Source organism: Roseomonas sp. SRI_022, from assembly GCF_057586215.1.
Map to the genome: position 1 here is coordinate 219,493 of NZ_JBYCZL010000005.1, position 26,166 is coordinate 245,658.

Genomic DNA, 26,166 nt, shown 5'->3' on the forward strand with positions numbered 1-26,166 from the left:
CATCTCCCTCAGACCGACAGCACGATCTTGCCGAAATGCTTGTTGGCCTTCATGTGGCCGAGTGCTTCCACCACCAGGTTCAGCGGGAAGACGCGATCGATCGGGATGCTAAGCTTCCCTTCCTCCACGGCATGCCACAGGTCGCGGCGCATCGCGGCGTATTCGGCACGGATCTCGTCGCGCGACCGCGTGCGGTGCGTCACGCCGATATAGGCGATGCGCCGCGTGGCATGCAGGTCGAAGTCGAACTCGCCCCTGCTGCCGCCGAGCCGCCCGACATTGACGATGCGCCCCAGGATCGCCGTGCAGCGCATCGCCGCATTGATGGTCGGGCCGCTGATCTGGTCCACCACCAGGTTCACGCCCTTGCCACCTGTAGCGGCCAATACCTGGTCGGCCCAATCCGCATCGCGCGTATTCACCGCGACATCGGCGCCGAATTCCTTCAACCGCGCGCGGCGGTCGTGGTCGGTCGAGGTGCCGACCACCAGCGACGCGCCCATGAACTTCGCGATCTGCATGCCCATGATGCCGACGCCGGACGACGCGCCGAGGATCATCACGCTCTCGCCCTTGGCGAGCCGTCCATTCATCACCACCGCGTCATGCATGGTGGCGAGCGCGACCGGCAGCGTCGCCGCTTCCTCCCAGGACAGGTTGCGATCCGGCACCGGCTGCACGCGCGCCATGTCGGCGATGGCGTATTCGGCGTAGCCGCCGGCACCCGAACAGGTCACGCGATCGCCGGCCTTCACGTGCTTCACCGCGCTGCCGACGGCGGCGACCTCGCCCGCGAAGTCGAGGCCGAGGATCGTCCCGGCCCCACCCATTGCGCCATGCGAGCCGCCGGCGGCGACACCAAGGTCGGCACGGTTCAGCGTCGCGGCACGGACGCGGACCAGCACCTCCTCCGGTCCCGGCGTTGGGCGCGGCACCTCCAGCACCTGCACGCCCTCGGTCGTGACAACCGCCGCCCGCATCGTATCCGTCATGTCCGCTTCATCCCCTGGCACCCTGAAGGCCCTGCACACGGATGAGGCCGTCCGGCACCGCGCGCAATCCCTGGATCGACGCACCCACGCCATGCAGCGTCAAGGGCTGCCAGAGATTGATGTAGGGCCGATCCGCGAGGTATTGCCGCGCCGCGCGATCATAGGCCGCCGCGCGCACCGCCGGATCGACGCTGCGGCGCGCCTCGGTCATCGCCGCATCGACGTCGCGGTTGCAGTAGCGCCCACCATTCAGCGGCACGCCGCAGGCATAGAAGGCGTAGAGATTCCCATCCAGGTCGGCGCGACCTGACCACTGGATCATCAGCGCCTCGAAATCCCCGGCGGTCCATTGGTTCAGCAGCGTCGCCGTCTCGATCAGCTGGATCTCGATGTCGATGCCGGCCTCGGCGGCCATCGCCTGGATCACTTCGGAGGATTGCTGGTAGTCGGTGGTGTTGGGCACCGACAGCCTGATCCGCACGCGCTGGTGGCCGGCTTCGCGCAGCCGGGCGCGGGCGCGCGCCACGTTGCGCGCCGGCATCGGGACGGATCGCGCATAGAAGGGATGATCCGGCGGCACGGCCTGGTTCGCCGGCAGCCACAGCCCCTCGAAGGCGACATTGACCAACGCCTGGCGATCGATGGCGAGTTCCAGCGCCTCCCGCACCCGCGCATCCTGGCCGAGCGGCGTCTGCGACCGCGCGCCATTCGCGACATTGATCGCGATGTAGAAGGTCGCGAGCGAGGGCGCCTGCACCACCCGCACCCGCTGGTCGCGCCGCAGATCGGCGACGTCGGATGGGCTGACGCGCTCGATCACGTCGAGCGCCCCGGCGCGCAGATTGGCGAGCCGCACCGTCGCGTCCGGGATCGGGCGATAGGTGATGCGCTCGGCATGGATGCTGGCGCGATCCCAGTAGCCGTCGAAGCGTTCCAGCTCCATCCGGTCCTGCGCGATGCGCCGTGTCAGACGGAAGGGGCCGGCGCAGGCGGGCTCGCGCTGGAAATCCGCGCCGGTGACGCGCGCCTGGCGCGGCGATACCAGCATGCCGGCGCGATCCGCCAAGGCCGCGAGCAGCGGTGCGAAGGGTTCCGACAGGCGGAGCGTGACCTCCATCGGGCCGGTCGCGACGACTTCCGTCACCGGCCCCATCTCCGCCTTGCGGGTCGAGGCCGGGGTCTCAATGTGCCGGCGCAGGCCGATGGCCGCCGCCTCCCCGGTCAGGGGTTCACCGTCGTGGAAGCGCACACCCTCGCGCAGCGTGAAGACCAGGGCGCGGCCGTCCTCCGCCCAGCGCCAGGCGGTGGCGAGCTGTGGGACGATTTCCAGCCTCTCGTTGATGTCCACCAGCTTGTCGCACATGGCGGCGAAGACCTGGCGGCCGGTGACGGTGCGCGACAGCGTCGGGTCCAGCACATCCGGGTCGGAGGTCAGCCCGATGCGCAGATGCTGCGCGGCAACGGGCTGGGCGAGGCAGGCGAGCAGCGGCAGCAGGGCGGCAAGGCGACGCATGTTGCGGGTTCCCGATCACCGTTTCTGTGGATCAGTCTTTCCCGGAGGCGGGACGCGCGCAATGGAGCCTGCCTGGTGCGCCCGCTGTTGATGCTGGCTTTGCTGGCGCCCAGGCCTTCGCCGTGCCGCCGCCGGTCAGGCCTCTTCCACCTCGCCGAAGGCGCTGTGCTCGACGGCTTCGAGATGCTCGCGCATGACGCGGCGCGCGGCGTCCGGGTCGCGCGCCTTCAGCGCGGCGACCAGCCTTTCGCGAACGCCGGTGCGGGCCGATGCCTGCGTGTCGGTTTCGGACTTCGCCCTTATGGTCCGCCACATCGCATGCTGCGTGCTATCGAGCAGCCGGGGCATGAACTCGGCGAGCGGGGCGATGCCCGCCGCCTCGGCCAGGGCGATGTGCCACTCGACGGCCTCCTCGGCGAAGGGCAGGCCGGCAGCGGCGGCGGCCGCGATGCTGCGCGCGGCCTCGTCGAGGGCTTCCACCTGCGCCGGGGTCGCGACGCGCGCGGCCTCGGCGGCGATCTCCGGTTCGACCAGCAGCCTGGCGCGCAGCTGTTCGCGTGGCCCGGGGCCAGGGTCGCCGCGGCGCGCCCAGGGCAATGGTGCCCCACGCCGCGGCCGGCGAAGGACGAACAGCCCGCCGCCGCTGCGGGCGATGACGATGCCGGCGGTCTCCAGCGCCACGATCGCTTCCCGCACCGCCGGCCGGCTGACGCCGAGGCTTCGGGCGATCTCGCCTTCGGCGGGCAATCGGCCGCCGGCGGGTACGTCGTGGTCGAGGATGAAGGCCGCCACCCTGGCGGCGATCTCCTCATAGAGGCGCAGCCGGCGCACCGGTGCGGCGACGGGGAAGGGGCGGGCCATGGCCGTGCATTGCCATGGCCGGGTCCATTTTGTGAAGAGGCTTGCCTGTAAAGCTGTCAGACAGCATGCTGGCGACGCCGGCTCACCGGCAGGATGGAAACGTTCCACAGCGAAGGATGTCGCGCATGCTGACACGACGCGCAGTCGCCGCGGGGCTGGCGCTAGGTGCCGCCCTGACGGGCCGGGCCGAGGCGCAGGCCTATCCCAGCCGGCCGGTCCGGCTGATCATTCCCTTCGCGCCGGGGGCGGCGACCGACATCCTGTCGCGGCTGATGGCGCAGCAACTCGGCGACGCGCTGGGCCAGCCCTTCGTCGCGGAGAACCGGACCGGTGCGAATGGCGCCATCGCGGCGGAACTCGTCGCCAAGGGCCCGGCCGACGGCGGCATGCTGCTGACCGGCACCTTCAGCACCCATGCGACGAACCCGCATATCTACCCGCGCTTCCCGTATGACCCGGTGGTGGATTTCGCGCCGGTGACGCTGATTGCGACCGTGCCGCAATTGCTCGCGGTGCACCCGTCGCTCGGCGTATCGAACGTCGCGGAACTGCGTGCGGCGGCACTCGCGCGGCCTGGCGGCATCACCGCGGCCACGGGCGGGCTCGGCTCCTCCCAACATCTCTCGGCCGTGCTGTTCGAACAGGCGGCGGGCGTGCGCTTCGACATCATCCACTACGCGCGCGGCTTCGCGCAGCTTGTGCCGGACCTGCTGGAGAACCGGGTCAACCTGACCTTCGGCGATCCGCTCGCCTTGTTGCCCATGGTGCGGGAGGGCCGGTTGCGCGCCCTCGCTACGACCGGGGAGACACGTAGCGACTTGCTGCCGGATGTGCCGACCATGGCCGAGCTCGGCCTGCCCGGCGCGACGTCGCTGACCTGGTATGGCCTGTTCGTCGCCTCGGGGACGGACCCCGCGATCGTCGCGCGGCTCGGCGCGGCGGCGGGTGCGGCGATCCGCAGGCCGGAGGTGGCGGCGCGCATCCGTGAACTGGGCGGGGTGCCGTCCGGCATGTCACCGGAGGAGTTCGGGGTGTTCCAACGACGAGAATTCGCCCGCTGGGGCGAAGTGATCCGCGCTGCCGGGATCCGCGTGGAATGAGCCCGCCCATGGCTCAGGCGGCATCCCGCATCGACCGGGTCGAGCTGCATGAATTCACCTATGAGGTCGAAGGCTTCGGTCGCGACCTGCACGGCGCGCTGTGCTGCCGGCCCGGCGGGGTGGAGAAGGTCTCCGCCTTCTGCCTTGTCATCACCACGGCGGGCGGGCTGCGGGGCGAATACTGCCCGATGCACAGCGGCAAGAACCCGGCCATCGTGTCCCAGGTCGCGGCGCTGGCGCCGCGCCTGATCGGGCAGGACGCCTTCGCGCGCGAAGGCATCTGGCATGCGCTGCGCTGGTCGCAGCGACATCTCGGCGCGATCGGCCTCTGCGCCATCGATGTCTGCCTGTGGGACCTGGCGGGCAAGGCGGTGGGGCAGCCGATCTCGCGCATGCTCGGCGGCTGGCGGGAGCGGCTGCCGACCTATGCCAGCACGACGCACGCCGACCGCAATGGCGTGCTGTCGTCGAAGGAAGCCTTCGGCGATTTCGCCGTGCAGTGCCGCGACCTCGGCTATGCCGGCTTCAAGATCCACGGCTGGGGTGAAGGCGATCCGCGCGAGGAGGCGGCGAATGTGCTCCATGTCCGCCGCGCGGTCGGCGACGACATGGCGTTGATGATTGACCCCGCCTGCACGCTGCGCAGCTTCGCCGATGCGCTGCATGTCGGGCGCGCCTGCGAGGAGGCCGGATACTTCTGGTACGAGGACCCGTTCCAGGACATGGGCACCGCACCCACCGCGCATCGCCGGCTGCGCGAGCTGATCCGCACGCCGCTGCTGCTGACCGAGCACGTCCGCACGCTGGAAGCGAAGGTGGCCTGGATTACGGAGGGGGCGACGGATTTCCTGCGCGCCGACCCGGAATATGATGGCGGCATCACCGGGACGATGAAGACCGCCCATCTCGCCGAGGCCTTCGGCCTGGACCTGGAACTGCACTCGGCCGGGCCCGCGCAGCGGCACCTCATGGCGGCGATCCGCAACACCAATTTCTACGAGTTGTCGCTGGTCGCGCCGGGCGTGCGCAACCCGATCGCCGATGTCTATGCCTGCGACTATTCGGACCAGCTGGATGCGGTCGGTGCCGATGGCTGCTTCCCGGTGCCGACCGGGCCTGGCCTTGGCGTCGTCTATGACTGGGAGAAGATCGGGCGGATGACGACGCAGCGCCGTTGCTGGCCGGCCTGATCATCGCCGGCTGCCCTGCCGCCGCGGCGGCAGGGCATGGGGGGCGCCTACGCCCCGGGCGCGCGATGGATCGGATCGATCCAGAGCACCGTCTCCGGCTTCTCCACCGGCTCGATGTCGATGTTGATCGCCACCGCCTCGTTGTCGCTGCGCACGAGGACGCATTCCAGCGTCTCCTCGGCCGAGGCGTTGATCTCCTGGTGCGGCACATAAGGGGGCACGTAGATGAAGTCGCCGGGGCCGGCCTCGGCGACGAATTCCAGGTGTTCGCCCCAGCGCATCCGTGCCTTGCCCTTCACCACATAGATCACGCTTTCCAGATGCCCGTGGTGGTGCGCGCCGGTCTTGGCGTCGGGGTGGATGTGGACGGTGCCGGCCCAGATCTTCTGCGCGCCGACGCGCGCGGCGTTGATCGCGGCGGCGCGGTTCATCCCCGGCGTCTGCGCGGTGTTGGTGTCCAGGCTGTCGCCCGGGATGACCCGGACGCCGCTGTGCTTCCAGCCATCCTCGGGAATGGAGGGATGGTCGTGACCGTCATGCGGCATGGTCTGGCTCCTCGCGTTCGGCGCAGGGGAACGCCAGGACGCGCGGTGCCGCAAGTGGTTGGAAAAAATAGCGAATGCCTGCTCCGGGCAGAGGGTGGCGGAGCATGCGATGGTCGCTTGGCCGCCGCGCCTGGAAGGGTATTCCCCTTGGGTCAGGCGGCGGATTGCCCCGCCAGCCACAGCCGCGTGCGATGGCACCCCCAGAGCAGCAGCGCCTGACCGGCGAACCAGAACGCCGGGCCGGGGACGGTGCCGTGCAGCACGACCATGCCCAGCACGCCCGCCGCGGTCAGCACCAGCGCCAGATGCACCGCATGGTCGAACACCGTGAGGGCGACATCCTTAACGCCGCCAGGCATCGGCATCATCGGCGTGACCACGGCTACACCGACCAGCAGCGCCGTCAGGACCAGCACCAATGCGAGGCCGCCGAGGCACCCCCACAGCGCCACGAGCTGCGCGACCTCCGCCGCAAGCGCGTCGCCGGCCGGCGCCCAGCGCAGCAGCAGGAACAGCGCGGCAAGTCCGGCGACGGCGACGAAGGCCGCCTGGGCGGGTTCATCGGCGGGGCGCCGGCCGTCCGTGCTCCGCGGCAGCAGGGGCCAGGCATCGAAGCGCGCGGTGGGGCGGGCCATCGGGGCCTCCGGTCAGGGTGTTGCCACCCGGACCTTTGCCCCCGTCTGGTTTCCGGCCGCCTAACGCGGCGCGATCCTTCAGCCCTGGCGCGGCAGCAGCCGTTCCGCCAGCGACGCCCACCAGGACGCGCCGACCGGTAGGATCTCGTCGTTGAAGTCGTATTTCGGGTGATGGACGTTGGCGTCCGTCGCCGTGCGGCCGCCGCCGAGCATCAGATAGGCACCATCCTTGGCGTTGAGCATGAAGGAGAAATCCTCCCCGCCCATGGTCGGCTTCGGCAGCGGCTGGACGCGGGCCTCGCCCTGCACGGCGCGGGCCGCATCGGCGGCGAGATGCACGCTCGCCACCTCGTTGATCGTCGCGGGGTAGAGGCGGATGAACTTCGCCTCCACCGTGGCGCCGAAGGCCGCGGCGATGCCGTTGACGGTCTCGAGGAAACGCTTCTCCAGCAGGTCGCCGACCTCCGGCGCAAACCAGCGCGCCGTGCCGAGCATCGTCACCTGCTCGGGGATCACATTGTAGGTGTGGCCGCCATTGATGTGGCCGATGGTGATGACACCGCCTTCCACCGGCTCGACATTCCGCGCGACGATGGATTGCAGCGCCTGGACCATGGCGGCGGCGATCACGATCGGGTCGTTGCCGTTGTTCGGCATGGCGCCATGCGCGCCCTTGCCGGTGATAGTGACTTCGAGGTTGGCGACGGCGGCCATGACCGGCCCCTCGCGCCAGAGGAAGGTGCCGGCGGGTGCCGCGGGCCAGTTATGCAGGCCGAAGACGCGTTCCATCGGGAAGCGCTCGAATAGCCCTTCCTTCACCATCACCTCGCCGCCGCCGAAATTCTCCTCGGCCGGCTGGAAGATGACATAGACGGTGCCGTCGAAGTTGCGCGTCTCGGCGAGGTACTTCGCCGCACCCAGCAGCATCGTGGTGTGTCCGTCATGGCCGCACGCATGCATCTTTCCCGGCGTCTTGGACGCATAGGGAACGCCGCTATCCTCGAGGATCGGCAGCGCGTCCATGTCTGCGCGCAAGCCGATGGCCCGCCCGGATGCCGCGTTGTTGCCGCGGATCACGCCGACCACGCCGGTCTTGGCGATGCCGGTCACCACCTCGTCGCAGCCGAATTCGCGCAGCTTGTCGGCGACGACGCCGGAGGTGCGCACCTCCTCGAAGGCGAGTTCGGGATGTTCGTGCAGGTCGCGCCGCCAGGCGGTCATCTCGGCATGGAAGTCGGCGATGCGATTATGGACGGGCATGGATCGGCTCCGGGGGGCTTGTCAGGCGGAGGTTTGGGCCGGGGCGAAGGTCAGGGCAAGGCCCTCGTCGAGCGGCATGGGATCGACGCCGAGGATGCTCCGCATCGGGCCGATGTCGAAGGCTTTGTCCTCGGTCAGGCGGCGGATCTCATCCGCGCCGATGTGGGGCATGCGTGGAATGATCCGGCTCAGCGGCGCCAGCGCGCGCAGCGGCAGGGCGGGGATCGGCACGATGAGAGGCTTGCGCAGCCCGGCCGCGGCGGACACCGCGCGCAGGAAGTCGCGATAGGGCATGGGCCGCGGCCCGGCGATCACCAGGGTCTGCGCGCCGTCCCATTCGCGCGACAGGCTGACGACCAGGCAGCGCGTCACATCGTCCTGGTGGATCGGCTGCACCAGCGCACGCCCACCACCGGGCAGCGGCGCGAAGGGCAACCGGGCGGTCAACGCGGCAAGGCGGCGAACATTGTCCTCCCCCTGCGCGCCATAGATCATGGTCGGGTGCAGCATCACCCCGCTGCGGCCGGAGGCGAGGAAGGCGGCCTCCCCGGCGCGCACGCCGTCGCCATGCGCGTCCGGCCATTGCGAGAAACGTCGCGTCGATCCCATCAGCACGAAGGACGCGCGGGGCTCGGCCGCGGCGATCAGCGCCGGCGTCCATCGCGCATGGGCGGTACTGACCACCCGGTCCGCCCCGGCCAAGGCGCGCTTCAGCGCATCAGGGTCGCGCAAATCGGCGGGGCGGGCCTCGCCGGGCAGGCCCAGCGCGGCCCATTTCCCCGCGCTGCGCGCGACGGGGGTGAAGGCGATGCCGGCCGCCGCCAGGGCGCGCGCCAGCGCGGCCCCGGAGCGCCCGGTCGCGCCGACCAGCGCGATCAAGGCGCCGCGCGCAGGAAGGCGAGGTCCGCACCCTGCGGTGCCTGCGTCACCTGGTCATGCACCAGCTTGTCCCAGCCGCGCTTTGGCGCCGGGGCAGCGGTCCAGGCGGCGCGGCGCCTGGCCAGCACCGCCTCATCCACCAGCAGGTCCAGCGTGCGGTTCTTCACCGACAGGCGGATGCGGTCGCCGGTCTCCACCAGCGCGAGCGGGCCGCCGACCGAGGCCTCGGGCGCGATGTGCAGCACGATCGTCCCGAAGGCGGTGCCGGACATGCGGCAGTCGCTCATCCGCACCATGTCCTTCACGCCCTGCCGCGCCAGCTTCTTCGGGATCGGCAGGTAGCCGGCTTCCGGCATGCCGGCGGGGCTGCGCGGTCCGGCATTCTTCAGCACCAGGATGTCCTGCGGCGTGACGTCGAGGTCCGGGTCGTCGATGCGGTCCGACAGGTCCTTCAGCCCGTCGAAGACCAGGCAGCGCGCCTCGGTCTCGAACAGGGACGGCGTCGCCGCGCTGCGCTTGAGGATCGCACCGTCGGGCGCCAGCGAACCGAACAGCGCGACCAGCCCGCCGACCGGGGAGACCGGCTCGCCACGCGCGCGGATGATGCGGCGATCGACGAAATGCTTGCCGTCGCCGATGCGGTCCGCCAGCGAGACGCCGTCGAGATCCTTCGTCGTCAGGTCGAGCAGGTCGCGCAATTCCCACAGCAGGGCGCGCATGCCGCCGGCGCTGTGGAAGTCCTCCATGTAGCCCTCGCCGGTGGGCTTCAGGTCCACCAGCACTGGGGTTTCCTCCGACAACGCATCGAGACGCTTGAGGTCGAGCGACAGTCCCGCGCGCCCGGCGATGGCGGCGAGATGCACGATGGCGTTGGTGGACCCGCCGAGTGCGAGCAGCACCCGCACCGCATTGTCGAGGTTGCCCTGCGTCATCAGCGTCAGTGGCGCGACCGGGTTGCGAATCAGCCGCACCGCCTGGGCGCCGGCTTCCTCGGCGATGCGGAGGCGATCGGCATGCACGGCCGGCGCGCTCGCGGCATCGAGCGGCATGAAGCCAAGCGTGGACGCAATGCAGGCCATGGTCGAGGCGGTGCCCATCACGCCGCAGGTCCCCGCCGTCGTCGCGAGCTTTCCTTCCAGCGTGCTGATCTTCTCGTCCGTCACCTCGCCGGCGCGATAGCGCGCCCAGTAGCGGCGGCAATCGGTGCAGGCCGACAGGCGCTCGCCCTCGAAGGCCTGGGCCAGCATGGGACCGACGACGAGCATGACCGAGGGCGTGCCGGAGCTGATCGCGCCCATCAGTTGCGCCGGCACCGTCTTGTCGCAGCCACCCACCAGCACCGCTGCATCCATTGGCTGGTTCGCCAGCATCGTCTCGGTGTCGAGCGCCATCAGGTTGCGGTAATGCATTGAGCACGGGGACAGCGACGGCTCGCAGATGCTGATCGTGGGGAACGCCATCGGCAGGCCGCCGGCCGCGAGCACCCCGCGCTTCACCGCCTCGATCAACTCGGGGATGGTGCGGTGGCAGTTGTTGTAGTCACTCGCGGTGTCCGCGATGCCGATCACCGGCTTGTCGAGCATCGCCTGCGAGTAACCCATGGACTTGGCGAAGGACCGGCGCAGATAGAGCGCGAAGGCGGGGTCGCCGTAGTTGGAAGCGTTGCGGCCAAGGCCATGGGGCTTATCGGTCATGCGTTCTCTCCGCTCAGCCGCTGGCGCCACGCCCCTATTCGGGGCGGTGGCAGACGCAGCAGAGCTTGTTGCCGTCGGGGTCGCGCAGATAAGCACCGTAATAGTCAGGGTGGTAGTGAGGGCGCAGGCCCGGCGTGCCCTCATTCGTCCCGCCTTGCGCCAGGGCGGTGGCGTGGAAGCGGTCCACCGTCGCGCGGTCCTCGGCCTCGAAGGCGACGGTCACGCCGTTGCCGACCGAGGCCGGTGCACGGTCGATCGGCAGCAGGATCCAGAATTGCGGCGTGGTCTCGGGCGCGGCCGCATAGCCGGCATAGCCGCGATCGAGGTCCGATTCCTGCCGGGCCAGGCCAAGCAGCTTGAGCAGCGGGTCGTAGAAGGCGACGGCGCGGCGGATGTCGTCCGTGCCGAGCGTGACGTGGCTGAACATGGGCGCGGCCTCCTCCACCGCGGCGGCATCCTACCTGCGGGCCGCCAGCCCGGGTGTCATATCACCGCGGGGGTCATTCTGGCCGGATGCCGGCACGTTCCATCAGCGCCTGGTTCACCTCGCGGTCCCGCCGGATACGGGCGAGCAGGGCCTCGGGGCCCGGTTCGGAGGCCACCAGGCCCGACCGAGCGAAGATCTCCGCCGTCGCCGGCGTGCCGAGGCATTCCCTCGCGAGGTCGTTGATCCGGTCGATGATGGGTTTCGGCGTGTCGCGCGGCGCCTGCAGGCTGAACCAGCCGCCGACCTCGAAGCCGCGCTGCCCGAGTTCGGCCAGGGTCGGGACATCGGGCAGGGCGGGCGCGCGCGCCGCCATGGGCACGCCGATGGCTCGCAGCCGGCCCGCATCGACATGGGGCTTCGCCGGGCCGTAGGTCGAGATCATGACATCCGTCCGCCCCGCGATGGTCTCGATCAAGGCCGGCGGGGGGCCGTTGAACGGAACATGGAGCATCTCGGTCCCCGTCCGTTGCGTCAGGTCCAGCATGGCGAGGTGGACGCTGCTGCCGACGCCCCAGGTGGCGTAGGAGATCGCGCCCGGGCGGCGCCGCGCTTCGGACAGCACATGATCGAGGCTCTCCCACCGCGGGTTCGCGACCATGATGAAGAGCGTATCGGCAACCTGCGTGATGTGGGCGAAGTCGTTCAACGGATCATGGCCGAGGTTCCGCAGGGCGAAGGGCGCCATGGTGAAGGTGACGCTGGTGCCGAGCAGGAGGCTGTAGCCATCGGGCCGGGACCTCGCGACGTGTCGCGCGGCGAGCGTGGTCGAGGCGCCGGGCTTGTGCTCCATGATGAAGTTGCCGCCGGTCTGCTCGGCGAAGCCTTGGGTGACGATGCGGCCGACGATGTCCGATGCGCCCCCGGCAGCGTAGGGGATGGAGAGGCTGGTGGTCTGTCCCCCGGGCCAGCCTGGCTGGGCGTGCGAAAGCCGCGGCAGCGTAAGCGACATGGCGCTGGCGCCCAGCAGGGCGCGGCGTGTTGCAATCATGGACGGTTCCCCTCTCCGCGCCTGCGGCGCTTGTCGCAGGAAGGGTCGCAGCCCGGCGGCCGGGGGACAAGCGAAACGGTGGGCCCGCTCGGGTTCGTCCAGGCCGTGCCCACCCTTCATGGCTGGTGGTCGTCCGGGCGCGTGCCGTCCCGCGCGCCCGGATCCTGGGGTGGTCCCTATTCGGGCTGGATGCCGGCGCGCTGCATCAGCACGCGATTCTGGTCGAGCTCGCGCAGGATGCGCCCGCGCAGCGCCGCCGGCCCCGGTTCGGCCGCGGCGAAGCCGAGCCGCGCGAAGTTCTCGGCGACCGCTGGCGTGGCGAAAGCCTCCTTGGCGAGCTCATTCACCCGGTCCTGGACCGGCTGGGGCGTGCCGGCCGGGGCCTGCAGGCTGAACCAGCCGCCGATGAGGAAATCCCGCTGCCCGAGCTCCGACAGCGTCGGCACATCCGGCAACGCCGGCGTCCGCGCCGCCGAGGCCATGCCGAGCGCCCGCAGCCGGCCCGATTCCACATGCGGCTTGGCCGGCGCGAAGGTGGAGATCATCAGGTCGGTGCGCCCCGCGATCGTCTCGGTCAGCGCCGGGGGCGTGCCGTTGAAGGGGACATGCAGGAACTCGGTCCCCGTCCGCTGCATCAGGTCCACCATCCCGATATGGGAGGTGCTGCCCACGCCCCAGGTCGCATAGGTGAGCTGCCCCGGCCGGCGCCGCGCTTCGGTCAACACCTGGTCGAGGCTCTCCCAGCGCGGGTTCGCGACCAGGATGAACAGCGTCTCGGCGATCTGGGTGATGTGGGCGAAGTCGGTGACCGGGTCGTAGCCGAGGCTCCGCAGCGCGAAGGGCGCCATGGTGAAGGTGACGATGGTGCCCATCAGCAGCGTGCTGCCATCTGGCCGTGCGCGGGCGACCTGCCGGGCGGCGAGGGTGGTGGATGCGCCGGGCTTGTGGTCCAGGATGAAATTGCCCCCGGTCCGTTCCGCGAAGCCCTGGGTGATGATTCGCCCCAGCACGTCCGGTGCCCCGCCCGCGGCATAGGGGATGACGATGCTGGTGGCCTGGCCCTGCGGCCAGGTCCCCTGGGCGCCGGCCAGGCGCGGGGCGGCGAGCAGGCCCGCGGTACCGGCCAGCAGACGGCGGCGGTTCAGATATGGCATGGACGACTTCCCTGTGGTTCTTGCGGCCAGGGTTGCAGGCGATCGACGGCAGGGGAAGGGTGGGCCCTGGAGTATGCGGTATTCGGATACCGCATCGCAAAACTGCCGCTTCCGCTTGACTTTCCCGCCCATCGCGTCGATAAGCCGCGCCACTTCATTCGTTAGACCCTGGAAAACCGATGCTCACGAGACAGACCACCTCGCTGAAGCCGGCCGAGGTGAAGAAGGGCTGGGTGCTGATCGATGCGGACGGGCTGGTGCTCGGCCGTCTCGCGACGCTCGTGGCCAATCGCCTCCGCGGCAAGAACAAGGCGCAGTTCACCCCGCATGTCGATTGCGGTGACCATGTCGTCATCATCAATGCCCGCAAGATCCGCGTCACCGGCGCGAAGGCGGAGCAGAAGGTGTTCTACTGGCACACCGGCTACGCCGGCGGCATCAAGCAGCGCACCGTGCGCGAGCGCCTCGACAGCAAGTACCCCGAGCGGGTCATCGAGAAGGCGGTCGAGCGCATGATCACGCGCGGCCCGCTGGGTCGCGCCCAGATGCGCAACCTGCATGTCTATGCCGGTGCCGAGCACCCGCATGCGGGCCAGCAGCCGGAGGCGCTCGACGTCGCGGCGCTGAACCGCAAGAACTCCGTTCTCGTGAAGAAGGTGGCCTGAGGCGATGAGCGAGACCCGTACCCTCGCGGACCTCAAGGAGCTCGTCGCCGGTACCCCGGCGGCGCCCGAGGCCGCGATCAAGCGTGAACCGAAGCGCGATGCCCAGGGCCGCGCCTATGCCACCGGCCGCCGCAAGGATGCCGTGGCGCGCGTTTGGGTGAAGCCCGGCAAGGGCCAGATCCTGATCAACGACAAGCCGGCGGCGAAGTACTTCGCCCGTCCCGTGCTGCGCATGCTGATCACCCAGCCCTTCCTGGTGGCCGACCGCTACCAGCAGTTCGACGTGTTCTGCTCCGTCGTCGGTGGCGGCCTGTCCGGCCAGGCCGGCGCGGTGCGCCACGGCATCAGCCGCGCGCTGACGAACTACGAGCCGGAGCTGCGCGCCATCCTCAAGAAGGCCGGCTTCCTGACCCGCGACCCCCGCGTCGTGGAGCGCAAGAAGTACGGCAAGGCGAAGGCGCGACGTTCCTTCCAGTTCAGCAAGCGCTGACGCCGGCGGATCGGCGCGCAGCGCCGGTCCCGCCTACGCAGGACTGTCATGCAGCAGGGGTGGATCCGCGAGGGTCCACCCCTCTTGCATTTCGGGCCGCAATTCGCGGCACAATGGCCAGACAACGGAGGTCCATCCCATGGCCAAGACCCCCACGGTGTTCATCGACGGCGAGGCCGGCACGACCGGCCTGCAGATCCGCGAGCGGCTGGCGGCGAACCCGCATGTCGCGCTGCGCTCGATCGCGGCAGACCGCCGAAAGGATGCCGGGGCGCGCCGCGAGATGATGGAGGAAGTGGACCTCGTCATCCTCTGCCTGCCGGATGATGCGGCGAAGGAGAGCGCGGCACTCGCGGCCTCGCTAGGCGCCAAGGCCCCGAAGCTGTTGGACGCGTCCACGGCGTATCGCGTCGATCCCAACTGGGTCTATGGCCTGGCGGAACTGACGCCCGACCAGCCGGCGGCGATCGCGGCGGCGCAGCGCGTGTCCAATCCAGGTTGCTACCCGACCGGGGCCATCCTGATGCTGCGCCCGCTGATCGAGGCGGGCATCGTGGCCGCGGACCATCCGGTCACCGTCAATGCCGTCTCCGGCTATACCGGCGGCGGCAAGGCGATGGTCGCGGCTTATGAAGCCCGCACCGCGCCGGATTTCGAGATGTACGGCCTCGGCCTCAAGCACAAGCATGTGCCGGAACTGCAGAAGTATTCGCTTCTGACGCGCCGGCCGATCTTCGTGCCTGCGGTCGCCGACTATGCGCAGGGGATGATCGATGCCATCCCGCTGCATCTCGACACGCTGGCGAAGACGGTCAGCCCGGCGGAGATCGAGGCGCTGCTCGCCGCGCGCTACGCTGGCAGCACCTATGTCCGCGTCGTCCCGGCCGAGGCCGGCGGCAAGATCGAACCGCAGGCGCTGAACGGCACCAACGGGCTCGAGATCCGCGTCCACGGCGATGCGGCGCTCGGCCAGGCGGTGCTGGTCGCGCGCTACGACAACCTCGGCAAGGGGGCGTCGGGGGCTGCGGTGCAGAATCTCGGCCTCATGCTCGGCATTCCCGTGAATGCCGACCTGCCCGTGGCGCGCCCCGCCGCGGCGGAGTAGCCATCCCGGAACGGAGCGGTCGCCCGCGCGGCCGCTCCGCGCCGATGCATGGCACCCTTCTTGCGAGCCCTGGCCGGAGGTTTCCAACCAGGGGTTAGCGCATGCATGACAGTGGTGACGGGCCAGTGGATCCCGTCACGCGATTCGCGGGGCCGGTGGTCCGCGTCGCTTCGATCCTGTGCGGCTGGTGGCTGCTCGGATACTGCTTCCTTGTCGTGGTGGACATCGTCGGGCGAGCGCGCTTCGGCCTGTCGCTGCAAGGCACCGACGAGATCGGCGGCTATACGCTCGCGGTCATGTCCGCCTTCGGCTTCGCGCAGACGCTACTGATGCGGCGGCATACGCGCATCGAATTGCTGGTGCAGGGTCTGCCGCGCATCCCCGCCGCCGCGCTGAACCTGCTCGCCGCCATCGTCATCGCCGGCGTCGCCGTGTTCCTGCTGGAACGCGGCTGGTCGGTGCTGGATGAGAGCATCGAGTTCATGGCCGTCTCGAATTCCCCGCTGCAGATCCCGCTCTGGATTCCGCAGGGGCTTTGGGTGCTGGGTCTTGGTCTCTTTGCGGGGATCGCCATCGCGCTCGCGGTGCAGGCGGTGCTGATGCTGCGCGATCCGGCGCGCTTCAACGCGCTCTATGGTCCGCCCACCATCGCCGAGGAGATCGAGGAAAGCCTCGAAGCCACCCAGGCGAAGGCGGCGCAGTCATGAGCGGCTTCGGCCTGGCTGATGCGGGCATCGGCTTCCTGGTGATGCTGGGGATGCTGGCGCTCGGCCTGCATGTCGCGACGACGATCCTGCTGCTCGGCGTCATCGGCGCCGGGGTCTATCTCGGCGGGCCGATCGTCGCGGCGGTCGGGACCCAGGTCTGGGGGGCGACGGAAAGCTTTGTCCTGCTCGCCGTGCCGCTGTTCGTCCTGCTGGGCGAATTGCTGGTGCGCGGCGGGGCGACGGACCGGATGTACCGGGCGATGGCCGCCTGGCTCGGCGTGTTCCCGGGCGGGCTGCTGCATTCCAACATCGGGGCGAGTGCGATGTTCGCCGCCGTCTCCGGTTCCTCCGTCGCCACCGCGGCGACGATCGGCACGGTCGCGCTGCCCACCTTCCGCCAGCGCGCCTATGACGAGCGGCTCGTGCTCGGGTCCATCGCGGCCGGGGCGACGCTTGGCATCCTGATCCCGCCCTCGGTGAACATGATCATCTACGGGGCGATGACGAACACCTCGGTTGGGCGGCTCTATGCGGCGGGCGTCGTGCCGGGGCTTCTGCTGACGCTGATGTTCATGGCCGTGGTGCTGGCGATCTGCCTGTGGCGGCCGGCGCTGGCAGGCACGCGGGAACCGCGGCTGCCATTGGCCGAGCGCATCCGGCTGCTGGCGGGGCTCGCGCCACCGATCGGCATTTTCGTGGTGGTGATGGGCAGCATCTATGCCGGCTGGGCGACACCCACGGAATCGGCGGCGGTCGGCGTGGTGGCGGCGTTCGTCCTGTCCACGCTGTATGGCCGCTTCTCGATCCGCATGCTGCATGAATGCTTCGTCTCGACCGTCGCCATCACGGCGATGATCGTGCTGATCGTGGCGGCGGCCTTCTACCTGAACTTCGTGCTGGGCATCCTCGGCGTGCCGCAGGCGCTGTCGCGCTTCGTCGTCTCGCTGGACGCCTCGCCCATCATGATCCTGTGGATCCTGCTGGTCTTCTACCTGATCCTCGGCTGCTTCCTGGAGACGCTGTCGATGATGGTCGGCACCATCCCGGTGATCTTCCCCATTGTCACTGCGCTCGGCATCGATCCTGTCTTCTTCGGCATCTTCCTGGTCATCATGTGCGAGATGGCGCTCATCACCCCGCCGGTGGGCATGAACCTCTATGTCGTGCAGGGGGTGCGGGGGCGCGGCAGCGTGGTGGATGTCATCACCGGATCGCTGCCCTTCCTGCTGATGATGTTCGTGCTGACGGTGCTGCTGATGTACGCCCCGGACATCGCGCTGTGGTTGCCGCGCCTGGCGTTCGATTGAGCAGATTGCCCAATTGAAGGGCGACGACCCGCCGGATCGCGCCGGCGGGCCGCACCGTTCACGGAATGACGTAGCCGCGCGCCGCGCCGATCGTCTGGTTCCAGGTGGTCGAGCACTGGTTCCACACGCGGTTGCAGGTGTCGCGGAAGCCCGGAAGGATCGCCTGCGGCACGATCTCACGCAGTCGCGCCTGGTCGGCTTCGGAGACGGTCGCGACGGTCATGCTGCCGCGCGGTGTCGCCTGGCATTCCGGCTTGCCCGACATGCAGTCGAGCGCGACCTGGTTGTTCGCCCGCGCCAGTTCCCAGAACTGGTCCTCCATGGTCCGGAAGGCGCGGGTCAGCGCGGCCTGCTGCTCCGGCGTGAAGCGCCGCCAGGTGGCGAGCGACATGAAATGCCCCTGCACGCCACCCGCGAGGCTGAGCGGCAGGATATGCGTCGTCACCTCCGCCCAGTTGGCGACATGCGCCGAAGTAGGGGAGGTGATCCCGCAGGTCGCGACGCCGCGCTGCAGGGCGGGATAGACCTCGCTGAACTGCAGCGAGACCGGCGTGCCCCCCAGCGCCTGGATCAGCGCCGACATGGACGGCGTGTAGGACCGGATCTTCAGCCCCCGCAGGTCGGCCATGGAGTTGACCGGATGGTTACAGAAGAACATCTGCGGGCCGAAGGGCCACAGCGTCATCACCTTGGCGCCGAAGCGTTCCTGCAGGCGGCGGTCGAAGGATTCGCGCCCGGCATTCACCGCCTCGCGCAGCTGGTCGAGCGTCGTGCTGACGCCGATCAGGTCGATGCCGTCGAAGAAGGGCTCATCGCGCGCGACGTTGCCGATCGTCACCGACATCATGTCGAAGGCGCCCGAGCGCAGAAGCCGCAGCGCATCGGCCGCCTGCACGCCCACCTGGTCCATCGGGCTGTAGGACACGGACATCTGCAGCCCGAGCGTCGCCGGCAGCCCTTCGTAGAACGGCCGCTCGACCGCGATGTGATGGGTGTTGGCGCTGAAATGGCCGGCGACGCGCAGCGCGGTCGGCGCCTGCTGGGCCAGCGCCGGCGTGGCCCAGGCCGCGGTGAGCGCCAGCAGGGCGGCGCAAGGGCGGAACAGTCTCATGCAGATCTCGTCTCCCAGGGGCACCGTTGCCGGGGACAGGTTCCCGGCCGGGCTGGGACGCCGGTCAGCAAGATCGGTGCCGGGCAAGATCGGTGCCGGGCGGACTTTCGCTGCGTGGCCGGCCGGCGCATCCTGTGCCGGACACACGGAGAACGACCATGGACGCCAACCAGACCGCGACGCTGCCCCCGCTCTATGTCTTCGAGGGCCATCGGCCGGTCATCCATCCTGCCGCCTGGGTGGCGCCCACTGCGGCCGTGATCGGCCAGGTGACGATGGGGGAGGGGTCCAACGTCTGGTATCACTGCGTGCTGCGCGGCGACACCAACACCATCACCATCGGGGCGCGCACCAACATCCAGGACGGCACTATCGTGCATGTGAATGCCGGGCGTCAGTGCACGACGATCGGCGATGACGTGACGGTCGGCCACGCCGCCATCATCCACGCCTGCACCCTGATGAACCGGGCCTTCGTCGGCATGGGCGCGACCGTGCTGGATGAAGCGGTGATCGAGGAAGGCGGCGTGCTCGCCGCCGGTTCCGTGCTGCCGCCGGGCAAGCGGATCGGCACGATGGAATTGTGGATGGGCAATCCGGCGAAGCTCGTGCAGGTGCTGACCTCGGAACGGCGTGCCGGCTTCGACCGCACCGCGGGGCATTACGTCGAATTGTCCGGGCGGCACCGGCGCTCGCTCGCCGGGGGCTGACGCGCCGCCGGACCCGTGGGTAGTCTCGGCATACTGCGGAGGGAAACGCGCATGACCGAGACCATCGCCCGCCTGCTCGCCGGCGGCGCCGCCGGCGCGGCCGCCCTGCGCGGCACCAATGACAGGCCATCGCTGAGCTTCGCGGCGCTGCGCGAACTTTGCACCCGCACCGTCGGCACCTTGAACCGGCTTGGCATCGGCCGCGGCGATCGGGTGGCGATCGTGCTGCCGAACGGGCCCGAGATGGCAGCCGCCTTCCTCGCCATCGGCAGCGGGGCGACCACTGCGCCGCTCAACCCCGCCTACCGGGCGGAGGAATTCACCTTCTACCTGACCGACCTGCGCGCCAAGGCGCTGGTCGTGCTGCACGGCATGGCATCCGATGCGCGGGAAGTCGCGGCGCGCCTGTCCATCCCGGTGCTCGACCTGATCCCCGGGGAGGCCGCGGGCGACTTCACCCTGGAAGGCGGCGAGCCCGGCAATGCCGCCAGGCCCGGCCCGGCCTGGCCGGAGGACGAGGCGCTGGTGCTGCATACCTCCGGCACCACGGCACGTCCCAAGATCGTGCCGCTGGCCCAGTCGAATATCTGCGCCTCGGCGCGCAACATCGCCCGCACGCTGGAACTCGGCCCGGACGATGCCTGCCTCAACATCATGCCGCTGTTCCACATCCATGGGCTGATGGCCGCGGTGCTGTCCTCGGTCGGCGCCGGTGCTTCGGTGGTCTGCACGCCGGGCTTCGACGCGCTGCGCTTCTTCCGCTGGCTGGACGACGAACGGCCGAGCTGGTTCACCGCCGTGCCGACCATGCACCAGGCGATCCTCGGCCGCGCCGAGCGCAACGCCGACATCATCGCCCGCGCGCGGCTGCGCTTCCTGCGGTCATCATCGGCCTCGCTGCCGGGGCCGGTGATGCAGCAACTGGAGCAGGTCTTCTCCGCCCCGCTGGTCGAGAGCTACGGAATGACCGAGGCCTCCCACCAGATGTGCTCCAATCCGCTCGCCGGACCGCGCAAGCCGGGTTCGGTCGGCATGGCGGCGGGGCCGGAGGTCGCCATCATGGCCGATGACGGCACGCTGCTGCCGCCGGGCGAGATCGGCGAGGTGGTGATCCGCGGCCCCAACGTCACCGCGGGCTATGAGGCGAACCCGGAGGCCAACGCAAAGGCCTTCACGCAGGGATGGTTCCGCACCGGCGACCAGGGCGCATTCGACGCGGATGGCTTCCTGGCCCTGACCGGGCGGCTGAAGGAACTGATCAATCGCGGCGGGGAGAAGGTCAGCCCGCTGGAGGTGGATGGCGTGCTATCCGGCCATCCGGCGGTGGCGCAGGCGCTGTGCTTCGCCATCCCGCACCCGAAGCTGGGCGAGGAGGTCGGCGCGGCGGTCGTCCTGCGCGATGGGATGGAATGCGGTGAGCGGGAACTGCGCGAATTCGCCGCGCAGCATCTGGCGGACTTCAAGGTGCCCCGGAAGGTCGTGTTCCTGGCGGAGATCCCGAAGGGGGCGACGGGCAAGCTGATGCGGATCGGGTTGGCGGAGAAGCTTGGGCTGACGGTGTGATCGTCGCGCGGCAGGCGCCCCGGCGCGCAGGGGGCGGAGCGCGCGCTCTCGGGGCTGATCGAGGTAGCGGCGCAACTGTCGCAGCGCCGCCACCATGATGCTGGTGGTCGAGAAGCAGGCCACGCGCATGCCGTGCCCGCCCAGCCGCGCCTTGAGCGGGATGACGGCGGGTGTGGCAGGCCAGGTTTCCTGGCCGTTCTCGGCGATGTTCTATCACGGGCCAGAGGCGGGAAAGGCCCACCGGAGGCATGGCTTTACGGCGAAGTTCGTGCTACGCTCGCGCCGCCAACGGCGGAGCTGCGCCTGGCGCTCAGGCGAGGACATAAAGACCTAAAATCCTAAAAAGCTAAAGTCCTAAAGTGCCACCGGTGACCCCCCGCGCCGGGTGCTTTCGGCGAGCCCAGGGGGCGGCCATACTGGCGCGAATGGCAGGAAACGGCGTGCGGCCTATGAAACTCTGCATCTTCGGCGCTGGCGCGATCGGCGGCCTCATGGCGGCGAAGCTGGCGCTACGCGGCGATGCGGAGGTGACGGTGATCGCCCGCGGCCCGCATCTCGCCGCCATGCAGGCGGACGGCCTGCGGGTGCTGAGCGAGGGCCAGGAGATCGTCGCCCGCCCGCGCTGCGTCGCAACCGCCGAGGAAGCCGGTCCGCAGGATTATGTCGTCGTCACGCTGAAGGCGCATTCCCTGCCGGGTGCGGCGGCGCAGATGCAGCCGCTGCTGGGGCCGGAGACCGCGGTGGTCAGCGCGGTGAACGGCGTGCCCTGGTGGTATTTCCATGGCCTTGGCGGCGCGCATGACGGCCGTATCGTCGAAAGCGTCGATCCCGGCGGCACGGTCTCGCGCCTGCTGCCGCCGGCGCGCGCCATCGGCTGCATCGTCTATCCGGCTGCCGAGGTGATCGAGCCGGGTATGATCGAACACACCTATGGGGACCGCTTCTCGCTGGGCGAGCCGGATGGCAATCGCAGCCCGCGCGTGCAGCGCCTGTCCGAGGCCCTGATCGCTGCCGGCTTCAAGGCTCCGGTGCGTCCGCGCATCCGTGACGAGTTGTGGGTGAAGCTCTGGGGCAACCTCGCTTTCAATCCGATCTCTGCGCTGACGACGGCGACGCTCGACGTGCTGATCGGCGATGACGAGCAGCGCGGCGTGGCGCGGGCGATGATGCTGGAAGGCCAGCGCGTCGCCGAGGCGCTGGGCATCCGCTTCGCCATCGATGTGGACAAGCGCATCGCCGGTGCGGCCGAGGTCGGCGCACACAAGACCTCGATGCTGCAGGACCTCGAGCGCGGGCGGCCGATGGAGGTCGAGGCCCTGCTCGGCGCCGTCGTGGAACTGGCCGATCTGGTGGGGGAGGCGGCACCGACCTGCCGTACCGTGCTCGCACTCGTGCGGGCGCGGGCGCGGGCTGCCGGCTGCCTGTGACGAAGCCACCGATTGCCAAGTCATCGTGGCATCGCCACGTGCTCGGTGGGAGGTAGGTGCCATGGTGCATGATGTCCTCGCGGGCCGGCGTGCCGCTATCGTCGCACTGACAGGGCTCGTCGCCGGCTGTTCCACACGGCCGCCACTGCCTGTCGTGACGCTGCCCTACGATCCCGCGGCCGGCCTTGCCGATCCGACCAACCAGGCGATCACGCACACGGCGAGCGCCTTCGCCTCGCCGGCCCGCATGGCGGGCCGCCCCTGGGTGGCGGCCCAGGCGATTTCCGAAGCCGAATACCTGGTCATCGAGCTTCAGGTCGGACAGCGCTGGATCGAGATGTCGCCCCTGGCCAAGATGGCCTTCGAGCAGGCGCGCCCGGAATGGCGCTCGGCCCTTGGGATCGACCCCTCCGCCCAGCCGCAGGCGGTGATCGATGCCTTGACGGCAATCCGCTACGACTATGGCGGGCAGAACCCCGCCTCCGCGGCTACGCGGCTGCAACCGCCGCTCTTCACGCCGGGCGGCGGTGCGGCGCTTGCGAAGCTTTCGACCCTGCCGCCCTTGCCTCGCACCGCCCAGGCGGCGCAAATGACCTTCTATGAATTGCTGCGCATCCAGCGCCAGGGACAGGACGACAATTGGCCTTGATCGATCGGCGCGCCGTGATGTTGCTGCCCGTGGCGCTGGCGGCCTGCGAGGAATTGCGTACGCCGCAGGCCTTGCCGCCGGCAGTGCTGACCAGCGGGCCGGTGAGCGGCGCTCCGCTGCGCGAGGCGGTCGAGGCGACGACGGCCGATTTTGCCAACCAGGGCGCGGGCCTCGCCGGCCATCCGGCCGAGGCCGCGCTGGCGCTGGCACGCTTCGAGGCAATCGAGGTCGAGGTCGCCAACCGCCGGGCCTGGCCCGCGCTGTCGCCAACCGTCGGCTACGCGATGCGAATCGCGCGGGATGAGAACCGTGCCGCGATCGGCGCGGCGCAACAGGCAAGTTCGGCGGAGGTGATCCAGGCGCTCGGCACCGTGGCGTCGCGGTTGCGGGCGAATGACCGCGCCGGCGCGGCCGCGGCGCTGCGCAGCCCGACCTTCGAGCCGGGTGGCGAGGTGACGCTCGACCGGCTCGCCGAGGTGGGGCCCTTGCCGGCTGCCGAACAGGCGATGGCCGCGCTGTCGCGTGACGTACGGCGGCTCGACCTCGATAGCGGTTGGGCCGGCGCGGGGCCGTGGTGGCAGAACGGCGCGCCCGGCGCCATTACCGACGGGCTCGGCCGCGGGTACTGACCTGATATCGGCCTGATGCGCAGCATCGGGTCAGGAGCGCGAAGCGCGACCGCGCCCAGACCGGCAGCGGCACACGGCGCAACAGTGCAGGGCGCGAAGGCAAGCCGCGCGGATGCGCGGCGCCCGCCGTCTGAGGGTCAAGAAAACAACGGATTGAGGCGCCAGCGGGCGCCTCAATCCGTCGCCATCACCTTCACGAAGGACCCTGGCGCATCCTCGATTGCCGGCAAGCCACCTTCGCCCGGGATGCGCGCGGCAACCGTGGTCTTGTCGAGGCCCGACACCCAGCGGTGCCAGTCCGGCCACCAGGATCCGGCGAGTTCCGTGGCACCCTTGAACCAGGTCTCGGGATCTGGCGGCAGGTCGTCGCTGACCCAGTGGCTGTACTTGCCGGCATCCGGCGGATTGGCGACGCCCGCGATGTGCCCCGAAGCCGCCAGCACGAAGCGCGTCGGTCCCTTGTAGAGCTGCGTCGCGCGATAGGTGGAGGTCCAGGGCGCGATGTGGTCTTCCCGCGTGCTCAGGATATAGGTCGGCAGCTTGATCTTCCGCAGGTCGAGCTTGACGCCCAGCAGTTCCACCTCGCCCGGTTTCACCAGATCGTTCTGCTGATACATCCGGCGCAGGTAGAAGCTGTGCATCTTCGCCGGCATGCGCGTGGAATCGTCGTTCCAGTACAGCAGGTCGAAGGGGAAGGGCTCCTGGCCCATCAGGTAGTTGTTCACTACGAAGGACCAGATCAGGTCGTTCGCGCGCAGCATGTTGAAGGTCGTCGCCATCTCGCGGCCTTCGAGATAGCCGACCTTCTGCATCTTCTCCTCGAGCGCGGAGAGCTGCTCCTCATCGATGAAGACGCCGAGCTCGCCGGCCTCCTCGAAATCCACCATGGTGGTGAAGAAGGTCGCGGACTTCACCCGTGTGTCGCGCTTGCTCGCCATGTGCGCGAGCGTGGACGCCAGCAGCGTGCCGCCGAGGCAATAGCCGATGACGTTGGCACCCTTCTCCCCCGTCGCCGCCTCGATGGCGTCGAGCGCGGCATAGGGGCCTTCGAGCATGTAGTCGTCGAAGCCCTTCTCGCCGAGGTTCTCGTCGGGGTTGACCCAGGAGATGACGAAGACGGTGTGGCCCTGTTCCACCGCCCAGCGGATGAACGAGTTTTTCGGCCGCAGGTCGAGGATATAGAACTTGTTGATCCAGGGTGGGATGATCAGCAGCGGACGCTTCAGCACCTCCTTCGTGGTCGGGCTGTACTGGATCAGCTGCATCAGGTCGTTCTGGAACACCACCTTGCCCGGGGTGACGGCGATGTTCTCGCCGACCTTGAACTTGGTGTCGTCCGTCATGCGGATCTTGAGCTTCCCGCGCCCGCGCTCAAGGTCGCCGAGCAGGTTCGACAGGCCGCGCAGCAGATTCTCGCCGCCCGTCTCGGCGGTGCGGCGCAGCACCTCGGGGTTGGTCATCAGGAAATTCGTCGGGCTCATCGCATCGACGAATTGCCGTGTGTAGAAGTCGACCTTCTGCGCGGTCTTGGGCTCCAGCCCCTCGGTGCCTTCCACGACCGAACGAAAGTAGCGGGCGGAGAGCAGGTAGGTCTGGCGGATGAAGTCGAACACCTCATGGTCGCGCCAGGCGTCGTCTTTGAAGCGGCGATCCTTGTCGTCCTCGGCGATCACCGGGCTCGGCTCGTCGCCCATCATGCGTCGCGCCGTGTTCTGCCAAAGGGTGAGGTAGTCGTGCCAGAAGCCGAGCTGCGCCTGCATCAGCCGCGCCGGATTCGCCATCATCCGTGTGGTCATCTCAAGGAAGGCGTGGCCGATCTTGAGCGGATCGGGGTCGGCCGGGGATCCGGCTTGGCGCTTCAGGAAGTCGGAGACGATGCGCTGCCCGCGTTCGGCCACATCCGCCATGGTCCTGCTGACGATGGCGGGGTCCGGCAGGCGGAACTGCGCGGAATTCGGATTCTCGTTCTCGGCCATCGGGTATTCCGGTGCATGGACTGGCTTGGTGGCCTTCGCGTGCCGCCCGATTCGGGCTACCGCTTGGCCGCGATGGCGACAGGGGCGGCATGACCGGTCGGATGGACCGCGGGGCGAAGCCCCGTCACGGTAGGGGCGGGGCACGGGCCAAGCAAGCGCGGCGGCTGGTCCTGGCCGGCGCGTTGCTGACTGGCGGCTGCACGGCCGGGCAGGGGCCCGAGGCGCTGGGCCCGCTGTGGGATCATTTGACCGGACCTGCCTATGAGGGGCGCGACGCCCCGCCGGGGGCCGAAGGTGACTTCCCCAATCTCGGAACGATTCCCGCCCGCCCGAACGTGCCCGATGTCGCGGTGCGCGATGCCCTGACCGCCGCCCTGGCCGAGGAGCGCCAGCGCAGCCGCAATCCGCTCGATGCCGAGATGCGCCCGGCGGCGCCGCAGCCGGCCGGAACCGCGGGCGACCGCGCCATGCCGATGCAGGCGCCGCGCCCGCCGCCGCTGGCTGCGGCGCCGCGGATCACCTGGGACCC

Annotated in this window: 25 protein-coding genes and 1 pseudogene; 13 read left to right on the forward strand and 13 right to left on the reverse strand. The window is 69.6% G+C overall.

Annotated features, from left to right (window positions below):
• Positions 1-8: 8 nt before the first annotated feature.
• The 3 genes from AC2YHJ_RS07165 to AC2YHJ_RS07175 form a co-directional block, all read right to left on the reverse strand.
• Positions 9-992 (reverse strand): zinc-binding dehydrogenase, encoded by a 984-nt coding sequence (locus AC2YHJ_RS07165; protein WP_487394967.1) that lies wholly within the window; start codon positions 990-992, stop codon positions 9-11.
• 7 nt (positions 993-999) lie between these two features.
• Positions 1,000-2,505: an ABC transporter substrate-binding protein gene (locus AC2YHJ_RS07170; protein ID WP_487394968.1), complete on the reverse strand. Its 1,506-nt coding sequence runs from the start codon at positions 2,503-2,505 to the stop codon at positions 1,000-1,002.
• 135 nt (positions 2,506-2,640) lie between these two features.
• Entirely contained in the window at positions 2,641-3,366 is a 726-nt protein-coding gene (locus tag AC2YHJ_RS07175; RefSeq protein ID WP_487394969.1) for a FadR/GntR family transcriptional regulator, read from the reverse strand.
• A 125-nt stretch (positions 3,367-3,491) separates the two neighbouring features.
• On the opposite strand from AC2YHJ_RS07175, the gene AC2YHJ_RS07180 reads away from it, so the two are divergent.
• A complete protein-coding gene (locus AC2YHJ_RS07180; protein ID WP_487394970.1) occupies positions 3,492-4,466 on the forward strand; it encodes a Bug family tripartite tricarboxylate transporter substrate binding protein in 975 nt (324 codons plus the stop codon).
• Positions 4,463-5,656, forward strand: a complete 1,194-nt coding sequence (locus tag AC2YHJ_RS07185) for an enolase C-terminal domain-like protein (protein ID WP_487394971.1) — start codon at positions 4,463-4,465, stop codon at positions 5,654-5,656. Before AC2YHJ_RS07180 ends, AC2YHJ_RS07185 begins: the two co-directional genes overlap by 4 nt.
• A 47-nt stretch (positions 5,657-5,703) precedes the next feature.
• Here AC2YHJ_RS07185 and AC2YHJ_RS07190 read toward each other — a convergent pair whose 3' ends face one another.
• From AC2YHJ_RS07190 to AC2YHJ_RS07225, 8 genes are all read right to left on the reverse strand, one after another.
• A complete protein-coding gene (locus tag AC2YHJ_RS07190; RefSeq protein WP_487394972.1) occupies positions 5,704-6,201 on the reverse strand; it encodes a cupin domain-containing protein in 498 nt (165 codons plus the stop codon).
• A gap of 152 nt (positions 6,202-6,353) precedes the next feature.
• Positions 6,354-6,836, reverse strand: coding sequence for a hypothetical protein (locus AC2YHJ_RS07195; RefSeq protein ID WP_487394973.1), 483 nt, complete (start codon positions 6,834-6,836; stop codon positions 6,354-6,356).
• 78 nt (positions 6,837-6,914) lie between these two features.
• Positions 6,915-8,096 carry a M20 aminoacylase family protein gene (locus tag AC2YHJ_RS07200; protein WP_487394974.1) on the reverse strand — a complete coding sequence of 394 codons (1,182 nt, stop codon included), beginning with the start codon at positions 8,094-8,096 and terminating at the stop codon, positions 6,915-6,917.
• 21 nt (positions 8,097-8,117) lie between these two features.
• Positions 8,118-8,975: an SDR family oxidoreductase gene (locus AC2YHJ_RS07205; protein WP_487394975.1), complete on the reverse strand. Its 858-nt coding sequence runs from the start codon at positions 8,973-8,975 to the stop codon at positions 8,118-8,120.
• Positions 8,972-10,669: a dihydroxy-acid dehydratase gene (locus AC2YHJ_RS07210; protein ID WP_487394976.1), complete on the reverse strand. Its 1,698-nt coding sequence runs from the start codon at positions 10,667-10,669 to the stop codon at positions 8,972-8,974. The genes AC2YHJ_RS07205 and AC2YHJ_RS07210 overlap by 4 nt, the downstream gene beginning before the upstream one ends.
• A gap of 34 nt (positions 10,670-10,703) precedes the next feature.
• On the reverse strand, positions 10,704-11,096 hold the full coding sequence (locus AC2YHJ_RS07215) for a VOC family protein (protein WP_487394978.1): 393 nt from the start codon (positions 11,094-11,096) through the stop codon (positions 10,704-10,706).
• A gap of 73 nt (positions 11,097-11,169) precedes the next feature.
• Positions 11,170-12,144 (reverse strand): Bug family tripartite tricarboxylate transporter substrate binding protein, encoded by a 975-nt coding sequence (locus AC2YHJ_RS07220; RefSeq protein ID WP_487394980.1) that lies wholly within the window; start codon positions 12,142-12,144, stop codon positions 11,170-11,172.
• A 176-nt stretch (positions 12,145-12,320) separates the two neighbouring features.
• Positions 12,321-13,298, reverse strand: coding sequence for a Bug family tripartite tricarboxylate transporter substrate binding protein (locus AC2YHJ_RS07225; protein WP_487394981.1), 978 nt, complete (start codon positions 13,296-13,298; stop codon positions 12,321-12,323).
• Between the two features lie 179 nt (positions 13,299-13,477).
• Here AC2YHJ_RS07225 and rplM point away from each other — a divergent pair, with 179 nt between their 5' ends.
• The 5 genes from rplM to AC2YHJ_RS07250 all read left to right on the forward strand — a co-directional run bounded on the left by rplM (position 13,478) and on the right by AC2YHJ_RS07250 (position 17,572).
• Positions 13,478-13,963, forward strand: coding sequence for a 50S ribosomal protein L13 (gene rplM, locus AC2YHJ_RS07230; protein ID WP_487394983.1), 486 nt, complete (start codon positions 13,478-13,480; stop codon positions 13,961-13,963).
• Between the two features lie 4 nt (positions 13,964-13,967).
• Positions 13,968-14,453 (forward strand): 30S ribosomal protein S9, encoded by a 486-nt coding sequence (gene rpsI, locus AC2YHJ_RS07235; RefSeq protein ID WP_487394984.1) that lies wholly within the window; start codon positions 13,968-13,970, stop codon positions 14,451-14,453.
• Positions 14,454-14,592: 139 nt separating this feature from the next.
• Complete coding sequence (argC, locus tag AC2YHJ_RS07240) at positions 14,593-15,558, forward strand: N-acetyl-gamma-glutamyl-phosphate reductase (protein WP_487394985.1); 966 nt, start codon at positions 14,593-14,595, stop codon at positions 15,556-15,558.
• Between the two features lie 101 nt (positions 15,559-15,659).
• Positions 15,660-16,265, forward strand: coding sequence for a TRAP transporter small permease subunit (locus tag AC2YHJ_RS07245; RefSeq protein WP_487394986.1), 606 nt, complete (start codon positions 15,660-15,662; stop codon positions 16,263-16,265).
• Complete coding sequence (locus AC2YHJ_RS07250; RefSeq protein WP_487394988.1) at positions 16,262-17,572, forward strand: TRAP transporter large permease; 1,311 nt, start codon at positions 16,262-16,264, stop codon at positions 17,570-17,572. The genes AC2YHJ_RS07245 and AC2YHJ_RS07250 overlap by 4 nt, the downstream gene beginning before the upstream one ends.
• A gap of 58 nt (positions 17,573-17,630) precedes the next feature.
• Here the strand turns inward: AC2YHJ_RS07250 and AC2YHJ_RS07255 are convergent, their stop codons facing one another.
• Positions 17,631-18,683 (reverse strand): TRAP transporter substrate-binding protein, encoded by a 1,053-nt coding sequence (locus tag AC2YHJ_RS07255; protein WP_487394989.1) that lies wholly within the window; start codon positions 18,681-18,683, stop codon positions 17,631-17,633.
• Positions 18,684-18,841: 158 nt separating this feature from the next.
• Between AC2YHJ_RS07255 and AC2YHJ_RS07260 the strand changes: the two genes are divergently transcribed.
• From AC2YHJ_RS07260 to AC2YHJ_RS07280, 5 genes are all read left to right on the forward strand, one after another.
• Positions 18,842-19,393 (forward strand): gamma carbonic anhydrase family protein, encoded by a 552-nt coding sequence (locus tag AC2YHJ_RS07260; protein WP_487394990.1) that lies wholly within the window; start codon positions 18,842-18,844, stop codon positions 19,391-19,393.
• 51 nt (positions 19,394-19,444) lie between these two features.
• Positions 19,445-20,956, forward strand: a complete 1,512-nt coding sequence (locus tag AC2YHJ_RS07265; protein WP_487394991.1) for an acyl--CoA ligase — start codon at positions 19,445-19,447, stop codon at positions 20,954-20,956.
• Between the two features lie 449 nt (positions 20,957-21,405).
• Positions 21,406-22,383 carry a 2-dehydropantoate 2-reductase gene (locus AC2YHJ_RS07270; protein WP_487394992.1) on the forward strand — a complete coding sequence of 326 codons (978 nt, stop codon included), beginning with the start codon at positions 21,406-21,408 and terminating at the stop codon, positions 22,381-22,383.
• A gap of 61 nt (positions 22,384-22,444) precedes the next feature.
• On the forward strand, positions 22,445-23,032 hold the full coding sequence (locus AC2YHJ_RS07275) for a hypothetical protein (RefSeq protein WP_487394994.1): 588 nt from the start codon (positions 22,445-22,447) through the stop codon (positions 23,030-23,032).
• Complete coding sequence (locus tag AC2YHJ_RS07280) at positions 23,029-23,661, forward strand: hypothetical protein (protein ID WP_487394995.1); 633 nt, start codon at positions 23,029-23,031, stop codon at positions 23,659-23,661. Before AC2YHJ_RS07275 ends, AC2YHJ_RS07280 begins: the two co-directional genes overlap by 4 nt.
• A gap of 173 nt (positions 23,662-23,834) precedes the next feature.
• Here AC2YHJ_RS07280 and AC2YHJ_RS07285 read toward each other — a convergent pair whose 3' ends face one another.
• Complete coding sequence (locus AC2YHJ_RS07285; protein WP_487394997.1) at positions 23,835-25,637, reverse strand: PHA/PHB synthase family protein; 1,803 nt, start codon at positions 25,635-25,637, stop codon at positions 23,835-23,837.
• 89 nt (positions 25,638-25,726) lie between these two features.
• On the opposite strand from AC2YHJ_RS07285, the pseudogene AC2YHJ_RS07290 reads away from it, so the two are divergent.
• Positions 25,727-26,166 (forward strand): annotated as a pseudogene (locus AC2YHJ_RS07290) (hypothetical protein); the annotation flags it as partial.

Bases quoted from the DNA above. Each gene is read 5' to 3' on its own strand.
- AC2YHJ_RS07275 (WP_487394994.1), top strand. From the start codon at position 22,445: ATGGTGCATGATGTCCTCGCGGGCCGGCGTGCCGCTATCGTCGCACTG.
- AC2YHJ_RS07195 (WP_487394973.1), bottom strand. From the start codon at position 6,836: ATGGCCCGCCCCACCGCGCGCTTCGATGCCTGGCCCCTGCTGCCGCGG.
- AC2YHJ_RS07200 (WP_487394974.1), bottom strand. From the start codon at position 8,096: ATGCCCGTCCATAATCGCATCGCCGACTTCCATGCCGAGATGACCGCC.
- argC (WP_487394985.1), top strand. From the start codon at position 14,593: ATGGCCAAGACCCCCACGGTGTTCATCGACGGCGAGGCCGGCACGACC.
- AC2YHJ_RS07265 (WP_487394991.1), top strand. From the start codon at position 19,445: ATGACCGAGACCATCGCCCGCCTGCTCGCCGGCGGCGCCGCCGGCGCG.
- AC2YHJ_RS07255 (WP_487394989.1), bottom strand. From the start codon at position 18,683: ATGAGACTGTTCCGCCCTTGCGCCGCCCTGCTGGCGCTCACCGCGGCC.
- AC2YHJ_RS07175 (WP_487394969.1), bottom strand. From the start codon at position 3,366: ATGGCCCGCCCCTTCCCCGTCGCCGCACCGGTGCGCCGGCTGCGCCTC.
- AC2YHJ_RS07260 (WP_487394990.1), top strand. From the start codon at position 18,842: ATGGACGCCAACCAGACCGCGACGCTGCCCCCGCTCTATGTCTTCGAG.
- AC2YHJ_RS07245 (WP_487394986.1), top strand. From the start codon at position 15,660: ATGCATGACAGTGGTGACGGGCCAGTGGATCCCGTCACGCGATTCGCG.
- AC2YHJ_RS07185 (WP_487394971.1), top strand. From the start codon at position 4,463: ATGAGCCCGCCCATGGCTCAGGCGGCATCCCGCATCGACCGGGTCGAG.
- AC2YHJ_RS07165 (WP_487394967.1), bottom strand. From the start codon at position 992: ATGACGGATACGATGCGGGCGGCGGTTGTCACGACCGAGGGCGTGCAG.
- AC2YHJ_RS07270 (WP_487394992.1), top strand. From the start codon at position 21,406: ATGAAACTCTGCATCTTCGGCGCTGGCGCGATCGGCGGCCTCATGGCG.
- AC2YHJ_RS07180 (WP_487394970.1), top strand. From the start codon at position 3,492: ATGCTGACACGACGCGCAGTCGCCGCGGGGCTGGCGCTAGGTGCCGCC.
- AC2YHJ_RS07285 (WP_487394997.1), bottom strand. From the start codon at position 25,637: ATGGCCGAGAACGAGAATCCGAATTCCGCGCAGTTCCGCCTGCCGGAC.
- AC2YHJ_RS07250 (WP_487394988.1), top strand. From the start codon at position 16,262: ATGAGCGGCTTCGGCCTGGCTGATGCGGGCATCGGCTTCCTGGTGATG.
- rplM (WP_487394983.1), top strand. From the start codon at position 13,478: ATGCTCACGAGACAGACCACCTCGCTGAAGCCGGCCGAGGTGAAGAAG.
- AC2YHJ_RS07170 (WP_487394968.1), bottom strand. From the start codon at position 2,505: ATGCGTCGCCTTGCCGCCCTGCTGCCGCTGCTCGCCTGCCTCGCCCAG.
- AC2YHJ_RS07210 (WP_487394976.1), bottom strand. From the start codon at position 10,669: ATGACCGATAAGCCCCATGGCCTTGGCCGCAACGCTTCCAACTACGGC.
- AC2YHJ_RS07225 (WP_487394981.1), bottom strand. From the start codon at position 13,298: ATGCCATATCTGAACCGCCGCCGTCTGCTGGCCGGTACCGCGGGCCTG.
- AC2YHJ_RS07190 (WP_487394972.1), bottom strand. From the start codon at position 6,201: ATGCCGCATGACGGTCACGACCATCCCTCCATTCCCGAGGATGGCTGG.
- AC2YHJ_RS07220 (WP_487394980.1), bottom strand. From the start codon at position 12,144: ATGATTGCAACACGCCGCGCCCTGCTGGGCGCCAGCGCCATGTCGCTT.
- rpsI (WP_487394984.1), top strand. From the start codon at position 13,968: ATGAGCGAGACCCGTACCCTCGCGGACCTCAAGGAGCTCGTCGCCGGT.
- AC2YHJ_RS07215 (WP_487394978.1), bottom strand. From the start codon at position 11,096: ATGTTCAGCCACGTCACGCTCGGCACGGACGACATCCGCCGCGCCGTC.